Here is a 22,750-nt window from a genome sequence, read left to right as displayed (position 1 = left end):
TGCAGACTGGCGGCGGAAAAAACAATGGCACAATGCAATCACCTGCATCGTGCCATTCAAGGATCACGCGGCCTGGAGGGAAACGGCCGCGCGTGATGGGAAGCGAATCAGCTCTTCTGCGGCGGCGTGACGATGTCGAACCAGAAGTTAAAGTCTTCCAGCATGCCGAACAGCTTGGCCAGCAGCAGCGGGTTGCCCGAGCTCTTAAGCTTGCCCTCGAACACCAGGCGCACCGGCGACACCTGCTTGAGCATCAGGCGGTTGAGGTCGGCACGGTCGATGGTCACGGTCTGCCCGGCGTTCTCGCTCTGCACGCCCTTGATGTTGTTCAGATGCGAATTCTTCAGCTCCAGCAGGTACTGCTCGTTCTTGTCCGGCAGCACCAGGTTGATGGCGAAAGCCTCACCCTCGGCCTTCTCCGCGTTCAGGCGCACGCCCAGGTAGTCGAACAGCAGGCCGGTATCCATCGCCGCCAGCGCGTCGGGGCTGCCCGACTTCATCGACGGCAGGTCACTCGGCACGCCGTTGCGCAGCTCCTGCGCGGCGGTCAGGTAGCTGTTGCGCCAGCCGGCATTCTCCGCCTGGTAGCCGAGTTGCTCCAGGGCATCGGCCTGCAGGTTGCGCGCTGCCTGATTGGTCGGGTCGGCGAAGACCAGCTTGTTGACCACCTCCACCACCCAGCGGTACTCGCCCTTGTCGAAGGACTCCCTGGCCATCTGCAGCAGGTGATCGGCACCGCCCATGAACTCGACATACTTCACCGCCGAATCCTCCGGCGCCAGCGGGTTCAGCGTCGCCGGGTTGCTGTCGTAGTAGCCCAGGTACTTGTTCACCACCGCGCGCACGTTATGGCTGACGCTGCCGTGGTAGCCACGGTTGAACCACTCGTTGGCCAGCTCCGGCGGCACCTTCAGGCGCTCGTGGATCTGGTTGATGGTCACCCCGTTGTTGGCCAGGTGCAGGGTCTGGTCGTTCAGGTAGCCGTACATGTCACGCTGCTTCTCCAGGGTGCGGACGATGTCCTCGTGCCCCCAGCGCGGCCAGTTGTGCACCGCGAACATCACCTCGGCCTTGTCGCCGAAATGGTGCAGCGCCTCGTTGATGTACTTGCTCCACCCCAGCGGGTCGCGGGTCTCGGCGCCGCGCAGGGTGTAGAGGTTGTGCAGGGTGGCGGTGACGTTCTCGGCCATCAGCAGCGCCTTCTGCTGCGGCAACCAGACGTTCATCTCCGCCGGCGATTCGGTGCCGGGGGTGTTCTGGAAGGTAACGGGGACGCCATCGATCTCCATCTCCACCAGCGAGCCGTCAACGATCTTGGTCGGCGCGATGATGCTCATCGGGCCGTGGGCGACCGCCTTGCCGATGGCCATGTCGACGTGGCCTTCCGGCCCCGGCGGCAGCATGGTGCCGTACTGGTAGGTGGCACGGCGCAGCATGGCGTTGCCGGCCAGCACGTTCTCCTTGATCGCCGCCTCCATGAAGCCCTTGGGCGCGATGATCTGCACCTCGCCCTTGTCCACCTGCTCCTGGCTGACCAGGCCCTTCACGCCGCCGAAGTGGTCGATGTGCGCATGGCTGTAGATGATTGCGCGGATCGGCTTCTGCCCCAACTCCTGGCTCACCAGGGCGTAGGCGGCCTTGGCAGTCGCCGGGGTGGTCAGGGTGTCGATGACGATCCAGCCGGACTTGCCTTCGATAAAGGTGGTGTTGGCGAGGTCGAAACCGCGCACCTGGTAGATGCCGTCGGTGACCTTGAACAGGCCGTAGCTGAGGTTCAGCTGGGCCTGGCGCATCAGGCTCGGGTTGACGCTGGCGACGTCCTTCGCGGCCTTGAGGAAGTCGTAGCCACCCAGCTGCCAGGCGACCGTGCCGTCCTCGTTCTTGATCACGAGGTTCTCGGGGCGCTTGATCAGGCCCTTCTCCACCCGCTCGAAGTCGGCGCGGTCACTGAACGGCAGCGACTGACGCACCTGCTCCTGCGCAGCCTGGGTGAAGGAAGTCGGGGGCTTGGGCTGTTCGGCGGCGACCAGCAGGCCGGGGCAGAGGCTGGCGAGCAGCACGGCAGCGGAAAGACGGGACATCGGAGGGCTCCGGTATTTGTTGTTGTGCTCGCACTATGCCGGCCGTCGCGCTAATAATTCCAATGCATTCCAATTTAACAATCAATGCAGGAAGCGCATGAGCGATCTCCGCCAGCTACGCCACTTCGTCGCCCTCGCCGAACACGGTCACTTCGCCCGCGCCGCCGATGCGGTGAATCTTAGTCAACCCGCCCTGTCGCGGAGCATCCAGGCGCTGGAGGGCCAGCTGAGCTGCCAACTGGTGGACCGCAATCCGCGTGGCGTCACCCTCACCGCCCATGGCCGGCTGGTGCTGGAACACGCGCGCCGCCTGCTGGCCGGCGACCGCGCGCTGAAGAATGCGGTGCTGCAACTGGCGGACCTGGAGACCGGCGAACTACGCCTGGGCGCCGGGCCCTTCCCCGGCGCGCGGCTGATGCCGCAGGTGCTCGCACGCTACAGCAGCGCGCACCCGAAGGTATCGGTGCTGCTCTCCATCGAGAACTGGAGCGAGCTGCACCAGCGTCTGCTGGACGACGAACTGGAGCTGTTCATCGCCGACTACCGCGAACTCGAAGGCGACAACCGCCTCGACATCCTGCCGCTGCGGGTTCACCGGGGCGTGCTGTTCTGCCGGCCGGGGCATCCGCTGATCGGCAGCGCACCCTCGGTGAAGCGCGTGCTGGACTATCCGCTGGCCGGCCCGCGCCTGCCGCGCGACGCCCACGAAGGATTGGCGCGCACCCTCGGCCGCGAGCAGCCGCTGAGCGTGCAGTGCGATGACGTGCTGATGCTCAAGGAACTGGTGAAAGGCAGCGACGTGCTCTGCCTGGCGACCTGGGATGTAGTGGCCGCGGATGTCCAGGCCGGCAGCCTGGCGGTACTGCCATGGCCGGGCAGCAGCGCGGTTGCCGGGCGCGGCTCAGCCTATGCGCTGGTACGCCATGCCAGCCGCAGCCTGTCGCCTGCGGCCAGCCAGTTCGTCGAGTTGTTGCTGGAGGAAGACGCGGCGTTCAACGCCGCGTCGTGAGGCTCAACGGCGCCAGCCCTGGTAGGGGCCACCGTAATAGGCCGGCGGCGGTGCCGGACGATAGTAGTGCGGCCGGTCATGCCAGCCACCACGGTCATGGTCATGCTCGTAGACCACGCAGCCGGTCAACGGAAGGATCATCAGTACAGCAGCGAAGAAACGACGCATGGCGCCTCCATCAGGCGAGCCGGCCGCCCCGCCGGGGTGCGGGGCGTACATTCTTCCGGTCTCACAAGATCAGACATGTCTGTCAGAAGGCGGTGCCGCGTCGAAAGGTAAAGCTTGGGTAAATCAGCCGTTTACAGTTTCCAGGCGGCGCAGCTTGCGGCTCTGCAGGTGCAGCACACCGAACAGCAGCACCTGCACCTGCTCCAGCCAGGAACGCCGGCGCGCCAGCAACAGCACCTCGCCCACGTGGGCCACCAGCAGGATCACGGAGAGCCACAGCAGCGGGCGATGCAGCTCGCCGAACGGGTAGATCAGGTTGAGCACGGCGGCGACCCAGAACATGGTCAGCGCGCCCTTGGCGAAGCTCAGCAATTCGGACATGGCGATGGATTCCTCAAGGTGACGGTGACTGCAGTCTGCCGCCCGGCACGCCCCGCCCGCTCCTGCCTTTCGACTGGCCCACACGCACCAGGATGCGGCGCCGCGCTTCATTTGAGGGCGGGCAAACGCCCCGGCTTGCAGCGAAACATCCGCCCCGCTCCAGCGCAGCCCTTCTGTACCGGTACTTTCGCCAACTTGGCACGCCGCTCGCTTGGTATCGAGAGTGCAGGAACGATCCGAAGCATTCGGACAGCGGCACCACAATCTGACAATGGATGACTAGGGTTCCGGCTCGCGCAGCGAGTGACTGGTCCGAGAGTCATCGACCTCCAGCGAGGTTACACGGCGGGACAAAAGCCCGGGAGACGAGAGCGACAAGTGCCGCCCGACTCCTGCCTGCCCGACAATCGACTGGAGATGCTCCATGCGCAAGCCCCTTCTGACCGCCCTGTTCGCCGCCGGCCTCGCCGCCTTCAGCCTCTCCGCTTCTGCCGCCGCGAAGAACAACTTCAACCTCTGCTGGACCATCTACGCCGGCTGGATGCCCTGGGAGTACGCGGCCAGCCACGGCATCGTCGACAAGTGGGCAAAGAAATACGGCATCGAGATCAAGGTCACCCAGCTCAACGACTACATCGAGTCGATCAACCAGTACACCGCGGGCCAGTTCGACGGCTGCACCATGACCAACATGGACGCCCTGACCATCCCCGCCGCCGGCGGCGTCGACTCCACCGCGCTGATCGTCAGCGACTTCTCCAACGGCAACGACGGCATCGTCATCAAGGGTGAAGGCAAAACCCTGGCCGACCTCAAGGGCATGAATGTCAACCTGGTGGAGCTGTCCGTCTCCCACTACCTGCTCGCCCGCGCCCTGGAGAACGCCCGCCTCAGCGAGAAGGACGTGAAGACGGTGAACACCTCCGACGCCGACATCGCCGCCGCCTTCAACACCGACGACGTGCAGGCCGTGACCACCTGGAACCCGATGCTCGCTGAGGCCCGCGCCAAGCCGGGCACCACCGAGGTGTTCAACTCCAGCCAGGTCCCCGGCGAGATCATGGACATGATGGTGGTCAACAGCGCGGTCCTGAAGGACAACCCCGCCCTGGGCAAGGCGTTGACCGGCGCCTGGTTCGAAACCGTGGCGCTGATGCAGGGCGAAAGCGCCGAGACTCGCGCCGCGCTGGAGCACATGGCCAAGGCCTCGGGCACTGACCTCGCCGGCTACCAGAGCCAGCTCGCCACCACCAAACTGTTTGCCACGCCCAAGGAAGCCCTGGCCTTCGCCACCAGCCCAAAACTGCCGGCGACCATGGACAAGGTCGCGGCCTTCTCCTTCGCCCACGGCCTGCTCGGCGAGGGCGCGAAAAGCGCCGAAGCGGTCGGCATGAGCTTCGCCGGCGGCCTCACCACCGGTGACGCGCAGAACCTCAAGCTGCGCTTCGACCCGACCTACGTGCAGATGGCGGCGGACGGGAAGCTCTGAACTCCGCACCGTTCCCACTCGTAGGGCGAATAACCGCTTGCGGTTATCCGCCGTCCGGACGACACGGCGGATGACGCGTTCCGCGTTATGCGCCCTACGAACCGATAGGTACGCCCCATGCGCCTGATCAACCGAACCCCCGACCGCAGCGGCCGCCTGTTTCTGGTGCTGCTGCCCTTCGCCCTGCTGCTGTTCGCCTACTTCGCAGGCTCGACGGCGCGGCTGGCGGAGAACCCCAACGACAAGTTGCTGCCCAGCGCCGCGCAGATGGCCGACGCGGTAAACCGCCTGGCCTTCAGTGAAGACAAGCGCACCGGCGACGTGCTGTTCTGGCAGGACACCGGCGCCAGCCTGCAACGCCTTGGGATGGGCCTTTCCATTGCCGCCCTGCTCGGCCTGGTGCTGGGCATCGCCGCCGGCAGCGTGCCGCTGTTCGGTGCGCCGCTCTCGCCGCTGCTCACCGTACTGTCGATGATTCCGCCGCTGGCGATCCTGCCGGTGCTGTTCATCGTCTTCGGCCTCGGCGAGCTGTCCAAGGTGGTGCTGATCGTCATCGGCGTCGCCCCGTGCATTGCCCGTGACATCGAACAGCGCGCCCGGGAAATCCCCCGCGAACTGCTGATCAAGGCGCAGACCCTGGGCGCCAGCACCTGGACGCTGATCCTGCGCGTAGTGCTGCCACAACTGATGCCGCGCCTGCTGATCTCCCTGCGCCTGATGCTCGGCTCGGCCTGGCTGTTCCTCATCGCCGCCGAGGCCATCGCCTCCACCGATGGCCTGGGCTACCGCATCTTCCTGGTGCGCCGCTACCTGGCCATGGACGTGATCCTGCCCTATGTGGTGTGGATCACCGCGCTGGCCTGGCTGATGGACTGGGCGCTGCGCGCGCTCACCCGACGCGCCTTCCCCTGGTACGAAGGAGCCAAGGCATGAGCTTCATCCAGGTGAAGAACGTCTGGCAGGAATACGCCGGCAACGTGGTACTCGAACGCCTGAATCTCGAGGTGAAAGAAGGCGAGTTCTGCACCCTGGTCGGCGCCTCCGGCTGCGGCAAGTCCACCTTCCTGCGCCTGCTGCTCGGCCAGGAGCGGCCCAGCCGCGGCGAGCTGCTGCTCGAAGGCCAGCCGCTGGCCGCAGAACCCGACCCGAGCCGTGGCGTGGTGTTCCAGCGCTACTCGGTGCTCCCACATCTTTCCGTACTCGACAACGTCGCCCTTGGCCTGGAGCTGCCGCGCTCGCCGCTGCTCGGCCGGCTGTTCGGCGCAGCCAAGCGCGAGGCCCGCGAGCAGGCCGCCGAACTGCTCAAGCGCGTCGGCCTCGGCCACGCGCTGCAGCAGTACCCGAGTGCCCTGTCCGGCGGCATGCAGCAACGCCTGGCGATTGCCCAGGCGCTGGTGATGAAGCCGCGCGTACTGCTTCTCGACGAACCCTTCGGCGCGCTGGACCCGGGCATCCGCAAGGACATGCACGCCCTGCTGCTGGAGCTGTGGCAGGAAACCCGGCTCACCGTGTTCATGGTCACCCACGACCTCGCCGAGGGCTTCAGCCTGGGCACCCGCCTGCTGGTCTTCGACAAGGTCCGCCACGACCCGCAGGCGCCCAGCGCCTACGGCGCCCGCATCACCTACGACATCCCGCTCAACGCCGACCGCCGGGCCGCCCGCGCCGCCCTGCCGGCCACGCTCGCGGCGCGCCTGCAACCCGCCGCCGAGCCCGCGATCACGCCGGCCTACCAAGGAGCCCGCCATGAACGAACTGCGCACCACCCTCTATGAAGAAACCGTCCCCGGCGGCGGCCACACCTCCTTCGTCCTCAAGCGCGGCCAGTTGCTGCGCCTGACCGACCTGGAAGGCGGTGGCAACGCCAGCGTTCTGCTGTTCAACGCCGCCGAGAAAAGCGAGCGGCTGAACCTGCCCGACAGCCTCAAGTGCCAGCACACCGCGCGGCTCACCGCCGGCCACTGCCTGTACTCGGACATGGGCCGCGTGCTGGCCGCCATCACCGCCGACAGCTGCGGCTGGCACGACAGCTTCGGCGGCGTGCTGAACGCCGCCGAGGTGCAGGAGAAATACGGCGCGGGCCGCTACCAGGAACTGCGCAACGGCTTCCACCGCAACGGCGTGGACAACCTGCTGGTGGAAATGGGCAAGTGGGACATGCGCCTGCAGGACCTGCTGATGTGCCTGAACCTGTTCAGCCGCGTGGACGTCGACGCCGACGGCTGCTTCCGCTTCGCCCAGGGCAACTCAAAAGCCGGCGACTACGTCGAGCTCTACGCGCCGATGGACACCCTTGTCGCGCTCACCGCCCTGCAGCACCCGCTGGACCCGAACCCGCAGTACGCGCCCAAGCCCATCGGCCTGACCTGGCAGCAGGTCGCGTCCGACGGCATCAGCGTGCTCTGCCGCACTTCCCGCGCGGAGAACGGCCGCGGCTTCCACAACACCGAACGCCAGTACCTGTAAGGAGCGCGAGCATGCCCATCGTCCCCAGCGACAAACACCCCGAAGCCTGCGTCTCCCGCACCCTGATCCCGGCCGGCGAACCCAGCCTCACCGAACTCAAGGCCGGGCAGACCCTGCGCATCCTCGACCTGGAAGGCAACCAGGCGGTGGACACGCTGTTCTTCAGCGCCGCCAACCCGCGCGAGCGCTACGACGTGCAGCGCACCCTGCGCAAGCAGGGGCAGGTCTACCTCAGCGCCGGCAGCGTGCTCTGGTCCAACCTCGGCAACCCGATGCTGACCATCAGCGCCGACACCTGCGGCCGCCACGACACCCTCGGCGGCGCCTGCGCCCAGGAGAGCAACACCGTGCGCTACGCCCTGGACAAGCGCTACATGCACAGCTGCCGCGACAACTTCCTGCGCGCCAGCCTGCACGATGGCCGCCTGACCAAGGCCGACATCAGCCACAACATCAACTTCTTCATGAACGTGCCGGTCACCGCCGAAGGCGGCCTGACCTTCGAAGACGGCATCTCCGGTGCCGGCAAGTACGTCGAGCTGCTCGCGCACATGGATGTCATCGTCCTGATCTCCAACTGCCCGCAGCTCAACAACCCCTGCAACGGCTGGAACCCGACCCCGGCGGAGTTGCTGGTATGGGACTGACCGCGCGCCTGCGCCAGTGGCTGCTCGCGCTCTGCCAGAGCCGCAGCGCCCAATGCAGCCCGACGCTGAGAACCTGCAGGAGCGAGGGGGACGCCATCGTTATTGCTCGCGAACAGACCTCGCCCGAGCGCCGGAGCTAGGCGGGGCTCGCGAGCAAGCTCGCTCCTACGAAGAGCACTTCAGCGCCACGGACGACCATGGCGCGCACCGAATGACGGCGGGACGGCCCGCCACCCCATGGGGACGCCCTCATGTTCGACAAGCTCCTGATCGCCAACCGCGGCGCCATCGCCTGCCGCATCCTGCGCACCCTTCGTGAGCTGCAAGTAGAGGGCGTGGCCGTCTACTCCGAAGCCGACGCCGCCAGCCTGCACATCCAGCAGGCCGACCAGGCCATCAGCCTCGGCGAAGGCCCCGCGTCGAGCACCTACCTGGTGGTCGAGAAGATTCTCCAGGCTGCCCGCGACAGCGGCGCGACAGCGATCCACCCCGGCTACGGATTCCTCTCCGAGAACGCCGCCTTCGCCGAAGCCTGCGAGGCCGCCGACATCGCCTTCGTCGGCCCGACGCCGGAACAGCTGCGCCTGTTCGGCCTCAAGCACACCGCCCGCGCGCTGGCTCGTGAACAGGGCGTGCCGATGCTCGAAGGCACCGACCTGCTGGAAAACCTCGACGCCGCCCTGCTTGCCGGCGAGCAAGTCGGCTACCCGGTGATGCTCAAGAGCACCGCCGGCGGCGGCGGCATCGGCATGCGCGTGTGCCGCTCGGCGGACGAGCTGCGCGACGCCTTCGATGCGGTGAAGCGCCTGGGGCAGAACAACTTCAGCGACTCCGGCGTGTTCATCGAGAAGTACATCCAGCGCGCCCGCCACCTGGAAGTGCAGGTGTTCGGCGATGGCCAGGGCGAAGTGATTGCCCTCGGCGTGCGCGACTGCTCGGTGCAGCGGCGCAACCAGAAGGTGCTGGAAGAAACCCCGGCGCCCAACCTGCCCGCCGGCATGGCCGAAGCCCTGTGCGCGGCGGCGATCCAGCTGGCGAAAGCCGTCAGCTACCGCAGCGCCGGCACCGTGGAATTCGTCTACGACAGCGAGGCGCAGCGCTTCTACTTCCTCGAAGTGAACACCCGCCTGCAGGTGGAGCATGGCGTCACCGAACAGGTCTGGGGCGTCGACCTGGTTCGCTGGATGATCGAGCTGGCCGCCGGCGACCTGCCGCCCCTGGCCGAACTCGCGGCCACGCTGAAACCCAGCGGCCACGCCATCCAGGCGCGCCTCTACGCCGAAGACCCCGGCCGCGACTTCCAGCCCTGCCCCGGCCTGCTCACCGCCGTGCACTTCCCGCCGGCCGACGGCAAGGCGCTGCGCATCGACACCTGGGTCGAAGCCGGCTGCGAGATTCCGCCCTACTTCGACCCGATGATCGCCAAGCTCATCGCTTGGGCGCCGAGCCGCGAGCAGGCCAGCGCAGGCCTCGATCGCGCCCTCGGCGACAGCCAGCTGCACGGCGTGGAATGCAACCGCGACTACCTGCGGCAGATTCTGGCGGACGCTCCCTTCGCCGGCGGCTCGCCCTGGACCCGCTGCCTGGAAGGCCTGCGCTACCGCGCGCAGACCTTCGAAGTGCTCAGCGCCGGCACCCAGACCAGCGTGCAGGACTACCCCGGCCGCCTTGGCTACTGGGCCGTGGGCGTGCCACCGTCCGGGCCGATGGACGACCGCGCGCTGCGCCTGGGCAACGCCCTGCTGGGCAACTCCGAAGGCGCCGCCGCGCTGGAAATCACCATGAGCGGCCCGACCCTGCGCTTCAACACCGACGCAGTGGTAGCCATCACCGGCGCGGCACTGCCGATCAGCCTGGATGGCGTCGAGCAGCCGATGAACACTTCGCTGTTCATCGCCGCCGGTTCCACCCTCAGCCTCGGCACCGTTGGCGGCGCTGGCGCGCGCAGTTACCTGTGCCTGCGCGGCGGCCTGCAGGTGCCGGACTACCTGGGCAGCAAGAGCACCTTCACCCTCGGCCAGTTCGGCGGCCACGGCGGCCGCGCCCTGCGCGCCGGCGATGTGCTGCACTTGGCGGAACTGGCAGACAACAGCCACGGAGCCAGCCTGGCGCCCGAGCTGCGCACCGAGCTGCCCGCCGTGCGGCAGATTCGTGTGATCTATGGGCCCCACGGTGCGCCGGAATATTTCACTCCGGCCTACATCGACACCTTCTTCGCCACCGACTGGGAAGTGCATTTCAACTCCAGCCGCACCGGCGTGCGCCTGATCGGCCCGAAGCCGGAGTGGGTGCGCGAGAGCGGCGGCGAGGCAGGCCTGCACCCGTCGAACATCCACGACAATCCCTACGCCATCGGCGCGGTGGACTTCACCGGCGACATGCCGGTGATCCTCGGCCCGGATGGCCCGAGCCTGGGCGGCTTCGTCTGCCCGGTGACGGTGATCGAAGCCGACCTCTGGCAACTCGGCCAGCTCAAGGCCGGGGACAAGGTGCGGTTCCTTCCGGTGGATATCGCCACGGCTCGCGACTTGGCGGCTCTTCGTAGGATCGAGGGGGGCGCCTCAGCCCTTGCTCGCGAACAGAGTTCCGCCTGGCACTCCAGTGACATGCGGTTCGCGAGCAAGCTCGCTCCTACAGAGCAGCCCAACTCCGCTGCCGCCGGTTCCCCCTCACCCCAACCCTCTCCCAAAGGGAGAGGGGGCAGTACGGAGCTGCCGGCGATTGCCGTGCTATCCGGCCACACGGACAGCCCCCTCTCCCGCTTGCGGGAGAGGGCGGGGGGTGAGGGCGGCCCGAGCGCCAGTCTCACCTCCCCCATCGTTCTCGACCTCGGCCAGGACGACAGCCGCCTGGTCGCCCGCCTCTCCGGCGACACCCACCTGCTGCTGGAAATCGGCCAGCCGGAGCTGGACCTGGTCCTGCGCTTCCGCGCCCACGCACTGATGCAGGCGCTGGAAGCGAAAGCCCTGGCCGGCGTAATCGACCTTACCCCCGGCATCCGCTCGCTGCAGGTCCACTACCAGCCGGAGACCCTGACGCTGCAGAGCCTGCTGGAAACCGTCGCCGGCCTGTGGGACGCCGTCTGCGCCGCGCAGGACCTCAAGGTGCCTTCGCGCATCGTGCACCTGCCGCTGTCCTGGGACGACCCGGCCTGCCAGCTGGCCATCGAGAAGTACATGACCACCGTGCGCAAGGACGCGCCCTGGTGCCCGAGCAACCTGGAATTCATCCGCCGCATCAACGAGCTGCCGGATCTGGAGGCGGTCTACCGCACTGTCTTCGAAGCCAGCTACCTGGTGATGGGCCTGGGCGACGTCTACCTCGGAGCACCGGTGGCCACGCCGCTGGACCCGCGCCACCGCCTGGTGACCACCAAGTACAACCCGGCACGCACCTGGACTGCGGAAAACTCCGTGGGCATCGGTGGCGCGTACATGTGCGTCTACGGCATGGAGGGCCCCGGCGGCTACCAGTTCGTCGGCCGCACCCTGCAGATGTGGAACCGCTACCGCGAAGTCGCGGCGTTCGATGGCAAGCCCTGGCTGCTGCGCTTCTTCGACCAGGTACGGTTCTACCCGGTGTCCGCCGAGGAGCTGCTGCGCATCCGCCGCGACTTCCCGCTCGGCCGCTACCCGCTGCGCATCGAGCACAGCGAACTGTGCCTGGCTGACTATCAGCAGTTCCTCGCCGAGGACGCCGACAGCATCGCCGCCTTCCGCAACCACCAGCGCGCCGCCTTCGATGCCGAGCGCGAGCGCTGGATCGCCTCCGGCCAGGCGCACTTCGAGAGCGAGGAAGCTGCCGTCGACACAGGCGAGGACGCCCCGCTCGGCGCCGGCCAGCACGCCGTCGAAAGCCACATCGCCGGCAACCTCTGGCAGGTGCAGGTGGAAGCTGGCGCCAGCGTGAAGGCCGGCGACATCCTGGTGATCCTCGAATCCATGAAGATGGAAATCCCCCTCACCGCCCCGCGCGACGGCGTGGTGCGCGAGGTCCGCGTGCAGCCCGGCTCGCCGGTGCGCGCCGGGCAGCGGGTGGTGGTGATGGAGGAGGCTTGAGCTGAAGTGAGCCTACGTTGCGAAGAGCCCCTCACCCTAACCCTCTCCCAGGGGGAGAGGGGACAGTTCGGAGTGAGGCTCAGCACGGGATCAACCTGAATCCACCGCTCTCTCCGCCGAGCGAGTCGTGGTTCGAACCCAACACCACGCCGGACTGCTCCTCCCCCTCGCCCTCCGGGAGAGGGCCGGGGTGAGGGCAATCCGAGCGAAGAACTGACAGGCCCAAAGGAACACCGACCATGCCCACCACCTTCGACCTCCGCCTCGCCACCCTGCGCGCCGCCTACCGCGAATGCCGCGCCTCGCCGCGCCAGCTGATCGCCGGGCTGCGCAACAAGGCCGCCGCGCTGAACCCGGACTACCACCTGTTCATCCACCTGCTGAGCCTGGAGGAGCTGGAGCCCTACCTCGCTGCGCTGGACGAGAAGTCCCCCGAAGCGCTGCCGCTCTACGGCATCCCCTTCGCCATCAAGGACAACATCGACCTCGCCGGCATCCCCACCACCGCCGCCTGCCCGGCCTTCGCCTACACGCCGAAGACCTCGGCGACGCTGGTGCAGCAACTGATCGACCTGGGCGCCATCCCGCTGGGCAAGACCAACCTCGACCAGTTCGCCACCGGCCTCAACGGCACCCGCTCGCCCTACGGCGAATGCCGCAACAGCGTGCTTCCGGAGTACCCCTCGGGCGGCTCCAGCGCCGGTTCCTCGCTGGCCGTGGCGCTGGGCGTGGCGAGCTTCGCCCTGGGCACCGACACCGCCGGCTCCGGCCGTGTGCCGGCGGCACTCAACGGCCTGCTGGGGCTCAAGCCGAGCAAGGGCCTGCTGCCCAATACCGGACTGGTCCCGGCCTGCCGCACCCTGGACTGCATCACCTACTTCACCGCCAGCGCCGCCGAGGCCAGCGAGCTGCTGGGCCTCACCGCCCGGCTCGATCCGCTGGATGGCTACAGCCGCGCCAATCCCGCCTGGAACGACGCCAGCGCCTTCGGTGCGCCCAAGCCCTTCCGTTTCGGCGTGCCGCGCGCCGACCAGCTGGAATTCTTCGGCTGCCATGAAGGCCCGGTGCTGTTCACCGACGCCCTCGACCAGCTCAAGGCGCTGGGCGGCGAGGCACGGGAAATCGACTTCGCGCCCTTCCTCGAAGCCGCACGCCTGCTCTACGAAGGTCCGTGGGTGGCCGAGCGCTACAGCGTGGCGGGCGAGCTGATCGAGCGCGACCCACAAGCCGTGCTGCCGGTGATCCGCGACGTGCTGGCAAAAGCCCCCGGCGCCACCGCCGTGCAGGCCTTCTGCGCACAATACCGCCTGCAGGAGCTCAAGGCACAGTGCGACGCGATCCTCGCCGATCTCGACTGCGTGCTGACGCCCACCATCGGCCGTCCGGTGACACTGGACGAGCTGCATGCCGAACCGGTGAAGCGCAATTCCGACCTGGGCTACTACACCAACTTCATGAACCTGCTGGACTACGCCGCCGTCGCCGTGCCCAGCGCGATCATGAGCAACGGCCTGCCCTGGGGCGTGACGCTGTTCGGCCGCGCCTTCACCGACCAGTACCTGCTCGGCGTGGCAGACGCCCTGCAGCGCCGACACAACCTGCCGCTCACCGGCGGCAACGCCATCCCGCCCTCATCCTCCGCCAACGCTGCGCGCAACGACCGCGCGCGCCTGGTGGTATGCGGCGCGCATCTCGATGGCCTGGCGCTGAACTGGCAGCTGCGCCAGCGCGGCGCGCGCCTGCTGCGCGCCACTCATAGCGCCCCGGCTTACAAGCTCTACGCTCTGGCCGGCGGCCCGCCGCTGCGCCCCGGCATGCTGCGCGTGGCCGATGGCGGCGTGGCCATCGAAGTGGAAGTCTGGGAACTGCCCAGCGCCGAGTTGGGCTCCTTCCTCACCGGCATCCCCGCGCCGCTGGGGCTGGGCAAGGTGCAGTTGGAGGATGGCAGCTGGGAGACCGGTTTCATCTGCGACGCCTGGGGCCTGGACGGCGCCGAGGACATCAGCCGCTTCGGCGGTTGGCGTGCGTGGCTGCAGAGCCGTAGCTGATCGCAGTGGGATGCCGTAAGGCGCATCACGCGCCAGCTTTATCCGCCGCGCAAGGTCGGCGGATAACCTGTTCCAGGTTATTCGCCCTACGCTCCTGCAGATACTGACGCATCATCGGTGTGTGAGCGGAAAGCGAGTCGCGACCGACACGCGTACCGCGCCGAGGCCATTCGCCCATGGAACCGCGCCCCGCCGACAGCTAGAGTTCCAGCATCACCCGCCGCAAGGACCGGTCATGCCCGACCTCAGCCACCAGCAGGCGCAGCACCGCGTCGACGATATCCTGGCCTTCGACCGCGAGCTGCGCCGCCTGCACGACGAAGGTGCCCTCGTCCTCGACACCACCCAGCGCGACCGCCTGCACGACCACCAGCAACGCCTGCTCGCCGACTACCGTGCGCGCTTCGACATCGACCGCGACAGCCAGGACCACCGTCTCTCCCTGGGCATGCGCATCGCCTCCTTCCTCGGCGCGCTGGCACTGGCCGCCAGCCTGTTCTTCCTGTTCTACCAGTTCTGGGGCCTGTTCGCGGAAACCGCCCAGGTGCTCACCCTCATCGCCGCATCGCTGATCAGCCTGCTGCTGACCCTGTTCCTGCAACGCCGCGACGCCTCCGGCTACTTCGCCAAGCTCGGCGCCATGCTGGCTTTCGCCTGCCTGGTGCTGAACGTCGTGATGATCGGGCAGATCTTCAACATCACGCCCTCGGACAAGGCCCTGCTGCCCTGGGCCGCCTATGCCCTGCTGCTGGCCTACACCTGCAATACCCGCCTGCTGCTGGCCGCCGCACTGATCTGCGTGATGGGCTACGTCGCCGCGCGGGTCGGCACCTGGAGCGGCGTCTACTGGCTGGATGTGGGCGAACGCCCGGAGAACTTCTTCCCCGCCGCACTGCTGATCTTCTTCGTCCCCTCGTTCATCACACAGAACCGCTTCGACGGCTTCGCCGCGATCTACCGGATATTTGGCCTGCTCGGGCTGTTCCTGCCGATGCTGGTGCTGGCCAACTGGGGCGGCGGCAGCTACCTGCCGCTGGGTTTCGCCACGGTGGAAAATCTCTACCAGGTGCTTGGCTTCATTGCCTCGGCCCTGGTCATCTGGCTGGGCGCGCGCCGCGAATGGCCGGAAGTGGTGAACACCGGGCTGACCTTCTTCGTGATCTTCCTCTACACCAAGTTCTTCGACTGGTGGTGGGAGGTGATGCCCAAGTACCTGTTCTTCCTGGTGCTGGGCCTATGCGCCGTGCTGATCCTGCTGGTGTTGCGCCGCCTGCGCCGTGCCCATGGCCTGCTGGGAGGGACTTCGTCATGAACTGGACACGCACCCATGCCCTGGTCGGCGGCGTCGGACTGATCCTGCTGGTCAACGCCGTGGCCCTGGGCGGCGTCGCCTGGAACCACTCCGGCGAGCCCGACAGCGTATTGCCCCTGAGCCAGCGCGAGCTGCTGCGAAACAGCTCCTGGCACAACGAAAACAGCGGACTGAGCCTGCGCTTGCACTGGCGCATCCCGACGCGGGACGACAGCACACGGCACAACCGTGGCTGGCTACCGGCCATCGATGCCCAGAAGATGGAGAAGCTCGGCTTCGCCATGCCCGCGCAGGTGGACGACGACAGCGCGCCGCGCTTCGGCCGCCAGCAATCGCGCGATGCCCTGCTGGTGCTGGAGCTTGACGGCCCGCTGTACCAGCGCGAGGTGCAACTGACGCGCAAGCGTCTCGACGAAGCCCGCCTCGCCGCAGACGCCGCGCCACAGAATGCGCGCCTGGCGGACGAACGCGACTTCATCCGCCGCGAACTGGACAGCGAAGAGAAGACCGATACGCGCCTGCTGCTCAAGGACGTCGGCCTGGACCTGCAAACACTGCGCGCCCAGTACCCCGACCGCCAACGCTACCTGATCGTCCAGGGTCGCGTGAGGCCGATCTCCAACTACTACCAGCACGTCTGGACGCTCGGCGGCACCGCCAGCTCCATCGGCACCGACAACATCAATGTTCCACACCTGTGGAGGGAGCGCCTCGACCGTGTCCTCTTGCGGCCCGCCCGGGCCGATGGAACCGCGCAGCCGTATGTGGCCGAGGTCGCCTTCGGTCGCCGCCTCGAACCCTGGATCGAAGGCATCAGGATTCCCTGACCGCCCCCGCGCCGATCCGAATGCGCTTGCGCGATGCGGGTCGGCGCTGCACCCTGTGCGCCCACCTCACCGCCAACGCCCGCCCTGACCGGCCATGAACGACGCATCTCCCGATCCCAGCCGCTGCCCGCTCTGCGGCCAGTCCAACCGCTGCACCCAGGCCGATCCGGTACTGCAGGACCAGAGCTGCTGGTGCTTCAGCACGCCCATCGACCGCGAGGCGCTGGCGCGTATTCCGCCCGAGCTGGTCGACCGCGCCTGCCTCTGCCCGCGCTGCGCAGCAGGGCTGAAGGACGCCGGGAACGCCTGATGCGTCTGGATCGATTTATCGCCAACCTGCCTCACCTGAACCGCCAGCAGGCCCGCCAGCTGCTTGCTGAAGGCCGCCTTCGCGTGGATGACCAGGTGGTGCGCGATGGTTGCCACGAAGTGCGCGAATTTTCCCGCGTTGAGCTGGACGATGACGTGCTGCAGGCTGGCAAGCCGGCGCGCTATTTCATGCTGCACAAGCCCGCCGGCTGCGTCAGCGCCACCCGAGACGCCGAGCACCGCACCGTGCTCGACCTGCTGGACGAGCCGGACAAGCACGAGCTGCACATCGGCGGCCGCCTGGACTACAACACCACCGGCCTGCTGCTGATCACCAACGACGGGCAATGGTCGCGGCGTATGACACTTCCGGGGCGCAAGCTGCCCAAGGTCTACTACGTCGAGACTGAAGACCCGATCGAGGAGCGCTACATCGCGACCTTCGAGCAGGGCCTGTATTTCGCCTTCGAAGACCTCACCACCCTGCCCGCCCAGCTGGAAATTCTCGGCCCCCGCGCTGCGCACCTGACCCTGCACGAAGGCCGCTACCATCAGGTCAAGCGCATGTTCGGGCACTTCCAGAACAAGGTGACCCGCCTGCACCGCGAGAGCATGGGCAGCCTGCAGCTTGACCCGGCCCTGCAACCGGGCGAGTACCGTGCGCTGACCACGCAGGAAATCGCGGCGCTGGGCTGAAACATCGCCAGCCCAACACACATCACGAGCAGACTCACATCCTGGAAATTCCCACGCAGACCGTTCAGCCCGGCAGTTTGCAGGCGGAGCTACCGCTTGGCTAAGCTCCCAGGCATGTCCGCGTCCCAAGGAAAGGTGATGAAGAAACTGTCGGTTGCCCTGCTGATCGCCCTGAGCGCCAGCGTCGCCTTTGCCAATCCGGGCAAGCCCTCGCCGCTCTCGGATCTGCAGGCTGCGCTGAAGACACTCAAGCCCGGCCAGTTCCTCTGGTACCCGGAAATCTCCCCGGCGGGCCCGGTTACCCTGGTGGTCAGCCTCACCGAGCAGCGCGCCTACGTGTACCGCAATGGCATCGCCATCGGCGTGGCCACCGTCAGCACCGGCAAGAAAGGCAAGGAAACGCCCACCGGCGTGTTCTCCATCCTGCAGAAGAAGGTCGAGTACCACTCCGACCTCTACAACAGCGCGCCCATGCCCTACATGCAGCGCCTGACCTGGGACGGCATCGCCCTGCATGCCGGCAACCTGCCCGGCTACCCGGCCTCACACGGCTGCATCCGCCTGCCCATGGCCTTCGCCAAGAAGCTCTACGAAGTCACCGGTTTCACCTCCACCACCGTGATCATTTCCGACGCCAAGAGCTCGCCGGTGGAGGTCTACCACCCCGGCCTGCTCGCGCCTATCGTCAGCGACGGCCGCGCCGCCGGCCCGCATGACGACAGCGGCATGGTGGTGCCGTTCTGGAGCGATCCGGGGGCGGAGAAGGGCCCGGTCTCCGTGCTGGTCAGCCGTGCCGACCGCCGCCTCTATGTCTACCGCGGCGGCCTGCAGATCGGCACCGCGCCAGTGGCCTTCGAACACCCGGAAGAAAGAACCGGCGTCGCCGCCTTCTCGCTCATGGAGAAACCCTCACAGGCCGAGATCGACAGCGAGAACCCGAACCTGCGCTGGACCAGCGTGCAGGTCAGCGACCCGCAGCGCGGCCTGTCGCCGGCCGAGCAACTAGGCAAGTTCAGCCTCGACCGCGAATTCCTGCGCAACCTGCTCGCCAGCATGGACGTGGGCAGCACGCTGGTGATCACCGACTTGCCATCCACTCGCGATATGCGCAGCAACCCGGACTTCACCGTGATCACCACCAACGACCGCAAGGCCGAGCAGAAGCCGGTCAAGAACCAGAGCGTGCAGTAACCCGATGGACCGGAGCGACGCCTGGGTGCTACAGATTTCCCCTACAGGGCCTTCATCCTTCTACTGCACCGCCTCTGGCTCGCCCCCCGCAAACTGCCTGCACTCACCACCGGACAGACGGCGTCAAGCCAGCCGTGCAAGCAGCCGAAGAATCTCGAAACACAAAGAGTCAAGGCGCCTGTCCGGGGTGAGACTCCTGCGCCTGAGCGCAGGGAAATTCACCGCCTCGCGGCGATTTATCACGCTGGAAAGTTCGTAGTTGCCGACGGGCGGAACCATACTTGTTTAAAAAACAACCACATCACTGGTCAAAAATCGCGCACAATGCGGCGTTTCCCAGAAAAAACCATATCGATTCAACGGGAATGTTGTATTCATGCTGACTTTTTTGAAGTTACGGGGGTTCTTCCGGATTTCGCTCGCCAGTACCGCGCTTTTCGCGCTCGGTAGCTGGCAGGCTGCGTCCGCTGCCGCCCTTCCCTCCGCCGAGGAACTGCACCGCCTCGCGCCGGCAACCAATACCGAAACCCTGCGCTTGGCGCTCAGCGCACTGCAGTGCGCCAGCACCCAGTTGGGCGGCCAGAACAATCTGCTGACGGTGATCGATTACTCCAAGCCGTCCCGCGACAAGCGCCTCTGGGTCTTCGACCTGAAGCAGCGCAAGCTGCTCTTCGAGGAGTGGGTCGCCCATGGCAAGAAGAGTGGCGACGACATGGCCACCTCCTTCTCCAACCGCCCGGAGAGCAACCAGTCCTCCATCGGCCTCTACCAGACCGGCCAGACCTACAGCGGCAAGCACGGCCGCTCCCTGCGCCTGCTGGGCCTGGAGCCGGGCTTCAACGACAACAGCGAAGAGCGCGCCATCGTCATGCACGCCGCCGCCTACGCCGACCCCAAGGTCGTCTCCGGCCTCGGTCGCCTCGGCCGTAGCCTGGGTTGCCCGGCCGTACGCCCGCAGGTGGCACAGAAGCTGATCGACACGGTGAAGAACGGCAGCTACGTATTCGCCTACTACCCGCAGCAGCAGTACCTGAAGACCTCGCAGTTCCTCGCCGGACAAAGCTGCACTGTGGCCAAGAACCCACAGATCAACCGCTACGCCACCAACCTCGCCAAGCGCTGATCTGAATCCGCAAATGCAAACCGCCGGCATCAAGCCGGCGGTTTGCATTTCAGGGGATCGCGGGGGCGCCTAGGCCTTCACTCCGTCGAGGATTTCGAGGATCGCGCGCACGTCCACCGCGTCCATCTGCTCGGGATTGAGGAAACGATCACCGTACTCCTTGTACACGCCCTGGCTGATGAACAGGCGGAAGAGGTCAGAGTCGATGTGCTGGTCGCGCGCCATGAAGGCGAGGATCTTCAGCGACTCGGAGAGTGTCTTCGGGGCCTTGTACGGGCGGTCGGCGGCGGTCAGCGCCTCGAAGATGTCGGCGATTGCCATCACCCGTTCCGGGATGCTCATCTGCTCGCGGGAGAGTTTGCGCGGATAGCCGGTGCCATCCATCTTCTCGTGATGGTTGGCCGCGATGGTCGGCACGCGGCGCAGGTTGCGCGGCAGCGGCAGGGTGGTGAGCATCATCAGGGTCTGCACGATGTGCTCATTGATCTTGAAGCGCTCCTCGTCGTTCAGCGTGCCGCGACGGATGCCCAGGTTGTACAGCTCGCCATAGTTACTGGCGTAGGGCGGCAGGCGCATGTCGAAGCCCCAGATATTGCGCGGGTCGTCCTTGGTCACCGGTGGTTTGCGCTCGCCCCACATCACGCGGTGCTCGGCCTTGTCGGCGAGGAGGCATTCCTCCGCCGGCAGCGGTTGTGGCGGCCGGCCCTGCAGGCGCTCGGCCTCGTCATGGGAGATGCCCAGGCGATCGTCGAAATAGCGCGTCCAGCGGCGCTCGCCGATCTGCTGGAGGCGTTCGATGTCCTCGTCCTTCATGAACTCGCCACCGACGTTGGCCTGAGCGACGAAGGCATAGTCGTCGCGCAGCGATTCATGCAGCGCATCGCGGCGGGCGGCGAGCAGGCCGATGTCGCTGCCCTCGGCGATGCCGCGCCAGTAGTCCAGCTCGATGTCGCGCCAGATCACCTCGAAGCGCGTGCGCACTTCATGCAGCCGGTTGTACAGGGTCTCCAGCTTGGTCGCCTTGTCCACCACATACTCGGGGCTGGTGATCTTGCCGCAGTCGTGCAGCCAGGCGGCGATCTGGAATTCGTATCGTTCGGCGTCGCTCATGGTGAAGCCGGCATACTCGCCGTCGTGCGAGTCGATGACCTTCTGCAGCAGCAGGTCGGCCAGTTGCGGCACGCGCTCGCAGTGACCACCGGTGTAGGGACTCTTGGCGTCGATGGCGTCGGCCAGCAGCTTGATGATCGCGTCCAGCAGACGTTGCTGGGCCTCGATCAGTTGGCGTGTTTCGATGGCCACGGCGGCGGCGCCGGAGAGTTCTTCGACGAAGCGCTTGAACGGCTTGCGCGGCTGTCGACTGTGTACGCCTTCCTGGGCCAGTTGCAGGACGAGAATACCCAGCAGCTCATCCGAGCGGTTGCGCAGGGATACCTCCAGGTACTGCCCGCGATTGGCCAGCGCCAGGTCCACCCGCTCCGCCAGCTCAGCCTCGGTGAAACCTTCGATCAGCATGGATTGCGGGTACTGCTCGCCGTTTGCCGAGCAGGCCAGGCGCAGTCGGCACTCCTCGTCGTCCAGCAGGTAGACCGCCCCGCCCATCACGCCAGTGGCTTCGACCAGGCGCGAGAGCACGCCGTCGAGCATGCTCTCCAGGCGGGTCTCGCGGCTCAGGGTGAGGGTGATCGCCTGGAAGTTGTGGATGGTGCGCGACATGCTGCCCATCACGCTGCTCAGATCGCGGACCTCGGCAATCTTCGACTCCACACCCACCGGCCGGGCGAAGTCGAAGGCTGCCAGCGCACCGACCTGATCGGCCAGCGCGGTCAGCGGGCGGGCGATGCGCCGGCCGATGTACCAGCCGATCAGCAGCAACACCAGCAGCAGCGTGCCGCTCCACAGGGCCTGGTTGAACAACAGTTGCCGCGCACCGGCCAGCAGCTCGACGGCGGGAATCGCGATCAGCACCTTCACCTCGTTGCTGGTGAAGTTCGACAGCGGCACCCAGATGCCGTACCAATCCTCGCCGTTGACCCGGTAAGACTGGGCAGTACCGGAAGGCACCTTCTCGGAGTTGAGCTCGCTCAGTGCCGGCACCTTCAACTCGGCCAGCGTGGCCAGGCGCAATTCCTTGCCTTCGTGGATCATCAGCCTCGACAGGTCCGGATAGGCGATCACCGTGCCCTTGCCATCGACCACCGCCAGCTCGGTATTGGCGGTCTGGCGCAGATCGCCCATCTCGCCGCCCAGGTCATTGACCGAGGCATCCATGCCGATCACCGCAGCGCCGTCGACGCTGCGGTGCGCCAGGGTCAGGCCGATCTCGCGCGTGGTGAAGAACACATAAGGCTGGGTCAGCACCGTCTTGCTGGTGAGGCGCGCCTCGTTGTACCAGGGACGCTGACGGGGGTCATAGTTATAGTCGGGGCGCTCCTGCACGCGCAGCAAACGCAGCTCGCTGTCATAGAAGCGCCACTCGCCGAGCAGCCCGCCCTGGCCGTTGAGAGTCTGGCTCTGCACCAGGTACTTGGCTGCGTCCGGCGCCTGCAAGGTCTGCCTCACCTCCGGCACACGCAGCGCACGGATCAGAAGAAACTCACCGTTCGGATAACCGATGTACACCGCACTCAAGGTGCGATTGGCGCGCAGGTTCTCCACCAGCATCGGCAGGCGATCGAGGCGCGCCGGCAGGTTGTCGGTCTGCGAGATGGGGTCGTGGGTCAGCAGGCGCAGCGCGCTTTCCGCCGGATCGATCAAGCGGCGAATCCGTTCGTTGATGGTCGCGCCCAGTTGGCTGGCCGATTCCCCGGCAGCCGTCACCAATGCCCCTTCCACACCGCGGTATCCCTGGATCAGCAACGCGCCCGCCAGCACCAGCATGCTGGCAATGATGGCTCCGGCCACCAGCAGTTGCAGCGGAATACCCCGTTCGAATGCCTTCATCC

18 protein-coding genes and 1 riboswitch are annotated in these 22,750 nt (G+C 66.8%); of the genes, 14 read left to right on the top strand and 4 right to left on the bottom strand.

What is annotated here, in order from left to right; genetic code table 11:
- Positions 1–107: 107 nt before the first annotated feature.
- Complete coding sequence (locus ACIPK7_RS12425) at positions 108–2,081, bottom strand: alkyl/aryl-sulfatase (protein ID WP_401087986.1); 1,974 nt, start codon at positions 2,079–2,081, stop codon at positions 108–110.
- Positions 2,082–2,178: 97 nt separating this feature from the next.
- On the opposite strand from ACIPK7_RS12425, the gene ACIPK7_RS12420 reads away from it, so the two are divergent.
- Complete coding sequence (locus ACIPK7_RS12420) at positions 2,179–3,090, top strand: LysR family transcriptional regulator (protein ID WP_192436161.1); 912 nt, start codon at positions 2,179–2,181, stop codon at positions 3,088–3,090.
- Between the two features lie 3 nt (positions 3,091–3,093).
- On the opposite strand, the gene ACIPK7_RS12415 is transcribed toward ACIPK7_RS12420, so the two are convergent.
- Positions 3,094–3,258, bottom strand: coding sequence for a hypothetical protein (locus ACIPK7_RS12415; RefSeq protein WP_167523272.1), 165 nt, complete (start codon positions 3,256–3,258; stop codon positions 3,094–3,096).
- 123 nt (positions 3,259–3,381) lie between these two features.
- Entirely contained in the window at positions 3,382–3,639 is a 258-nt protein-coding gene (locus ACIPK7_RS12410; RefSeq protein ID WP_192436160.1) for a DUF1145 domain-containing protein, read from the bottom strand.
- Positions 3,640–3,907: 268 nt separating this feature from the next.
- Positions 3,908–4,006: riboswitch (guanidine-I (ykkC/yxkD leader) on the top strand.
- A gap of 57 nt (positions 4,007–4,063) precedes the next feature.
- Here ACIPK7_RS12410 and ACIPK7_RS12405 point away from each other — a divergent pair.
- The 13 genes from ACIPK7_RS12405 to ACIPK7_RS12345 all read left to right on the top strand — a co-directional run bounded on the left by ACIPK7_RS12405 (position 4,064) and on the right by ACIPK7_RS12345 (position 19,805).
- Positions 4,064–5,128 (top strand): putative urea ABC transporter substrate-binding protein, encoded by a 1,065-nt coding sequence (locus ACIPK7_RS12405; RefSeq protein WP_401087983.1) that lies wholly within the window; start codon positions 4,064–4,066, stop codon positions 5,126–5,128.
- A 117-nt stretch (positions 5,129–5,245) separates the two neighbouring features.
- Entirely contained in the window at positions 5,246–6,061 is an 816-nt protein-coding gene (locus tag ACIPK7_RS12400; protein WP_192436158.1) for an ABC transporter permease, read from the top strand.
- Complete coding sequence (locus ACIPK7_RS12395; protein WP_401087981.1) at positions 6,058–6,903, top strand: ABC transporter ATP-binding protein; 846 nt, start codon at positions 6,058–6,060, stop codon at positions 6,901–6,903. The genes ACIPK7_RS12400 and ACIPK7_RS12395 overlap by 4 nt, the downstream gene beginning before the upstream one ends.
- Positions 6,875–7,594: an urea amidolyase associated protein UAAP1 gene (locus ACIPK7_RS12390; RefSeq protein ID WP_401087979.1), complete on the top strand. Its 720-nt coding sequence runs from the start codon at positions 6,875–6,877 to the stop codon at positions 7,592–7,594. Before ACIPK7_RS12395 ends, ACIPK7_RS12390 begins: the two co-directional genes overlap by 29 nt.
- Positions 7,595–7,605: 11 nt before the next feature.
- Positions 7,606–8,241 carry an urea amidolyase associated protein UAAP2 gene (locus ACIPK7_RS12385; protein WP_081517598.1) on the top strand — a complete coding sequence of 212 codons (636 nt, stop codon included), beginning with the start codon at positions 7,606–7,608 and terminating at the stop codon, positions 8,239–8,241.
- A 251-nt stretch (positions 8,242–8,492) separates the two neighbouring features.
- Positions 8,493–12,299, top strand: coding sequence for a 5-oxoprolinase/urea amidolyase family protein (locus tag ACIPK7_RS12380; protein WP_401087977.1), 3,807 nt, complete (start codon positions 8,493–8,495; stop codon positions 12,297–12,299).
- 239 nt (positions 12,300–12,538) lie between these two features.
- Positions 12,539–14,347 carry an allophanate hydrolase gene (gene atzF, locus ACIPK7_RS12375; RefSeq protein WP_401087975.1) on the top strand — a complete coding sequence of 603 codons (1,809 nt, stop codon included), beginning with the start codon at positions 12,539–12,541 and terminating at the stop codon, positions 14,345–14,347.
- A gap of 235 nt (positions 14,348–14,582) precedes the next feature.
- Complete coding sequence (locus ACIPK7_RS12370; protein ID WP_401087973.1) at positions 14,583–15,659, top strand: DUF2157 domain-containing protein; 1,077 nt, start codon at positions 14,583–14,585, stop codon at positions 15,657–15,659.
- The gene (locus ACIPK7_RS12365; protein ID WP_401087972.1) at positions 15,656–16,486 is read left to right on the top strand and encodes a DUF4824 family protein; all 831 of its coding nucleotides are present in this window, start codon (positions 15,656–15,658) and stop codon (positions 16,484–16,486) included. The genes ACIPK7_RS12370 and ACIPK7_RS12365 overlap by 4 nt, the downstream gene beginning before the upstream one ends.
- A 94-nt stretch (positions 16,487–16,580) precedes the next feature.
- A complete protein-coding gene (locus tag ACIPK7_RS12360) occupies positions 16,581–16,796 on the top strand; it encodes a cysteine-rich CWC family protein (RefSeq protein ID WP_401087970.1) in 216 nt (71 codons plus the stop codon).
- On the top strand, positions 16,796–17,491 hold the full coding sequence (locus ACIPK7_RS12355; protein ID WP_401087968.1) for a pseudouridine synthase: 696 nt from the start codon (positions 16,796–16,798) through the stop codon (positions 17,489–17,491). Before ACIPK7_RS12360 ends, ACIPK7_RS12355 begins: the two co-directional genes overlap by 1 nt.
- Positions 17,492–17,629: 138 nt before the next feature.
- Complete coding sequence (locus ACIPK7_RS12350) at positions 17,630–18,682, top strand: L,D-transpeptidase (protein ID WP_401087966.1); 1,053 nt, start codon at positions 17,630–17,632, stop codon at positions 18,680–18,682.
- 376 nt (positions 18,683–19,058) lie between these two features.
- A complete protein-coding gene (locus ACIPK7_RS12345; protein WP_192436150.1) occupies positions 19,059–19,805 on the top strand; it encodes a murein L,D-transpeptidase catalytic domain family protein in 747 nt (248 codons plus the stop codon).
- A 69-nt stretch (positions 19,806–19,874) separates the two neighbouring features.
- On the opposite strand, the gene ACIPK7_RS12340 is transcribed toward ACIPK7_RS12345, so the two are convergent.
- The gene (locus ACIPK7_RS12340; protein WP_401087963.1) at positions 19,875–22,748 is read right to left on the bottom strand and encodes an HD domain-containing phosphohydrolase; all 2,874 of its coding nucleotides are present in this window, start codon (positions 22,746–22,748) and stop codon (positions 19,875–19,877) included.
- Positions 22,749–22,750: the final 2 nt, after the last annotated feature.

Source organism: Pseudomonas sp. NPDC086581, assembly GCF_044746165.1.
Lineage (GTDB): Bacteria > Pseudomonadota > Gammaproteobacteria > Pseudomonadales > Pseudomonadaceae > Pseudomonas.
The sequence above is the reverse complement of the archived record's forward strand: the minus strand, read 5'-3'. Positions and strand labels throughout refer to the sequence as shown.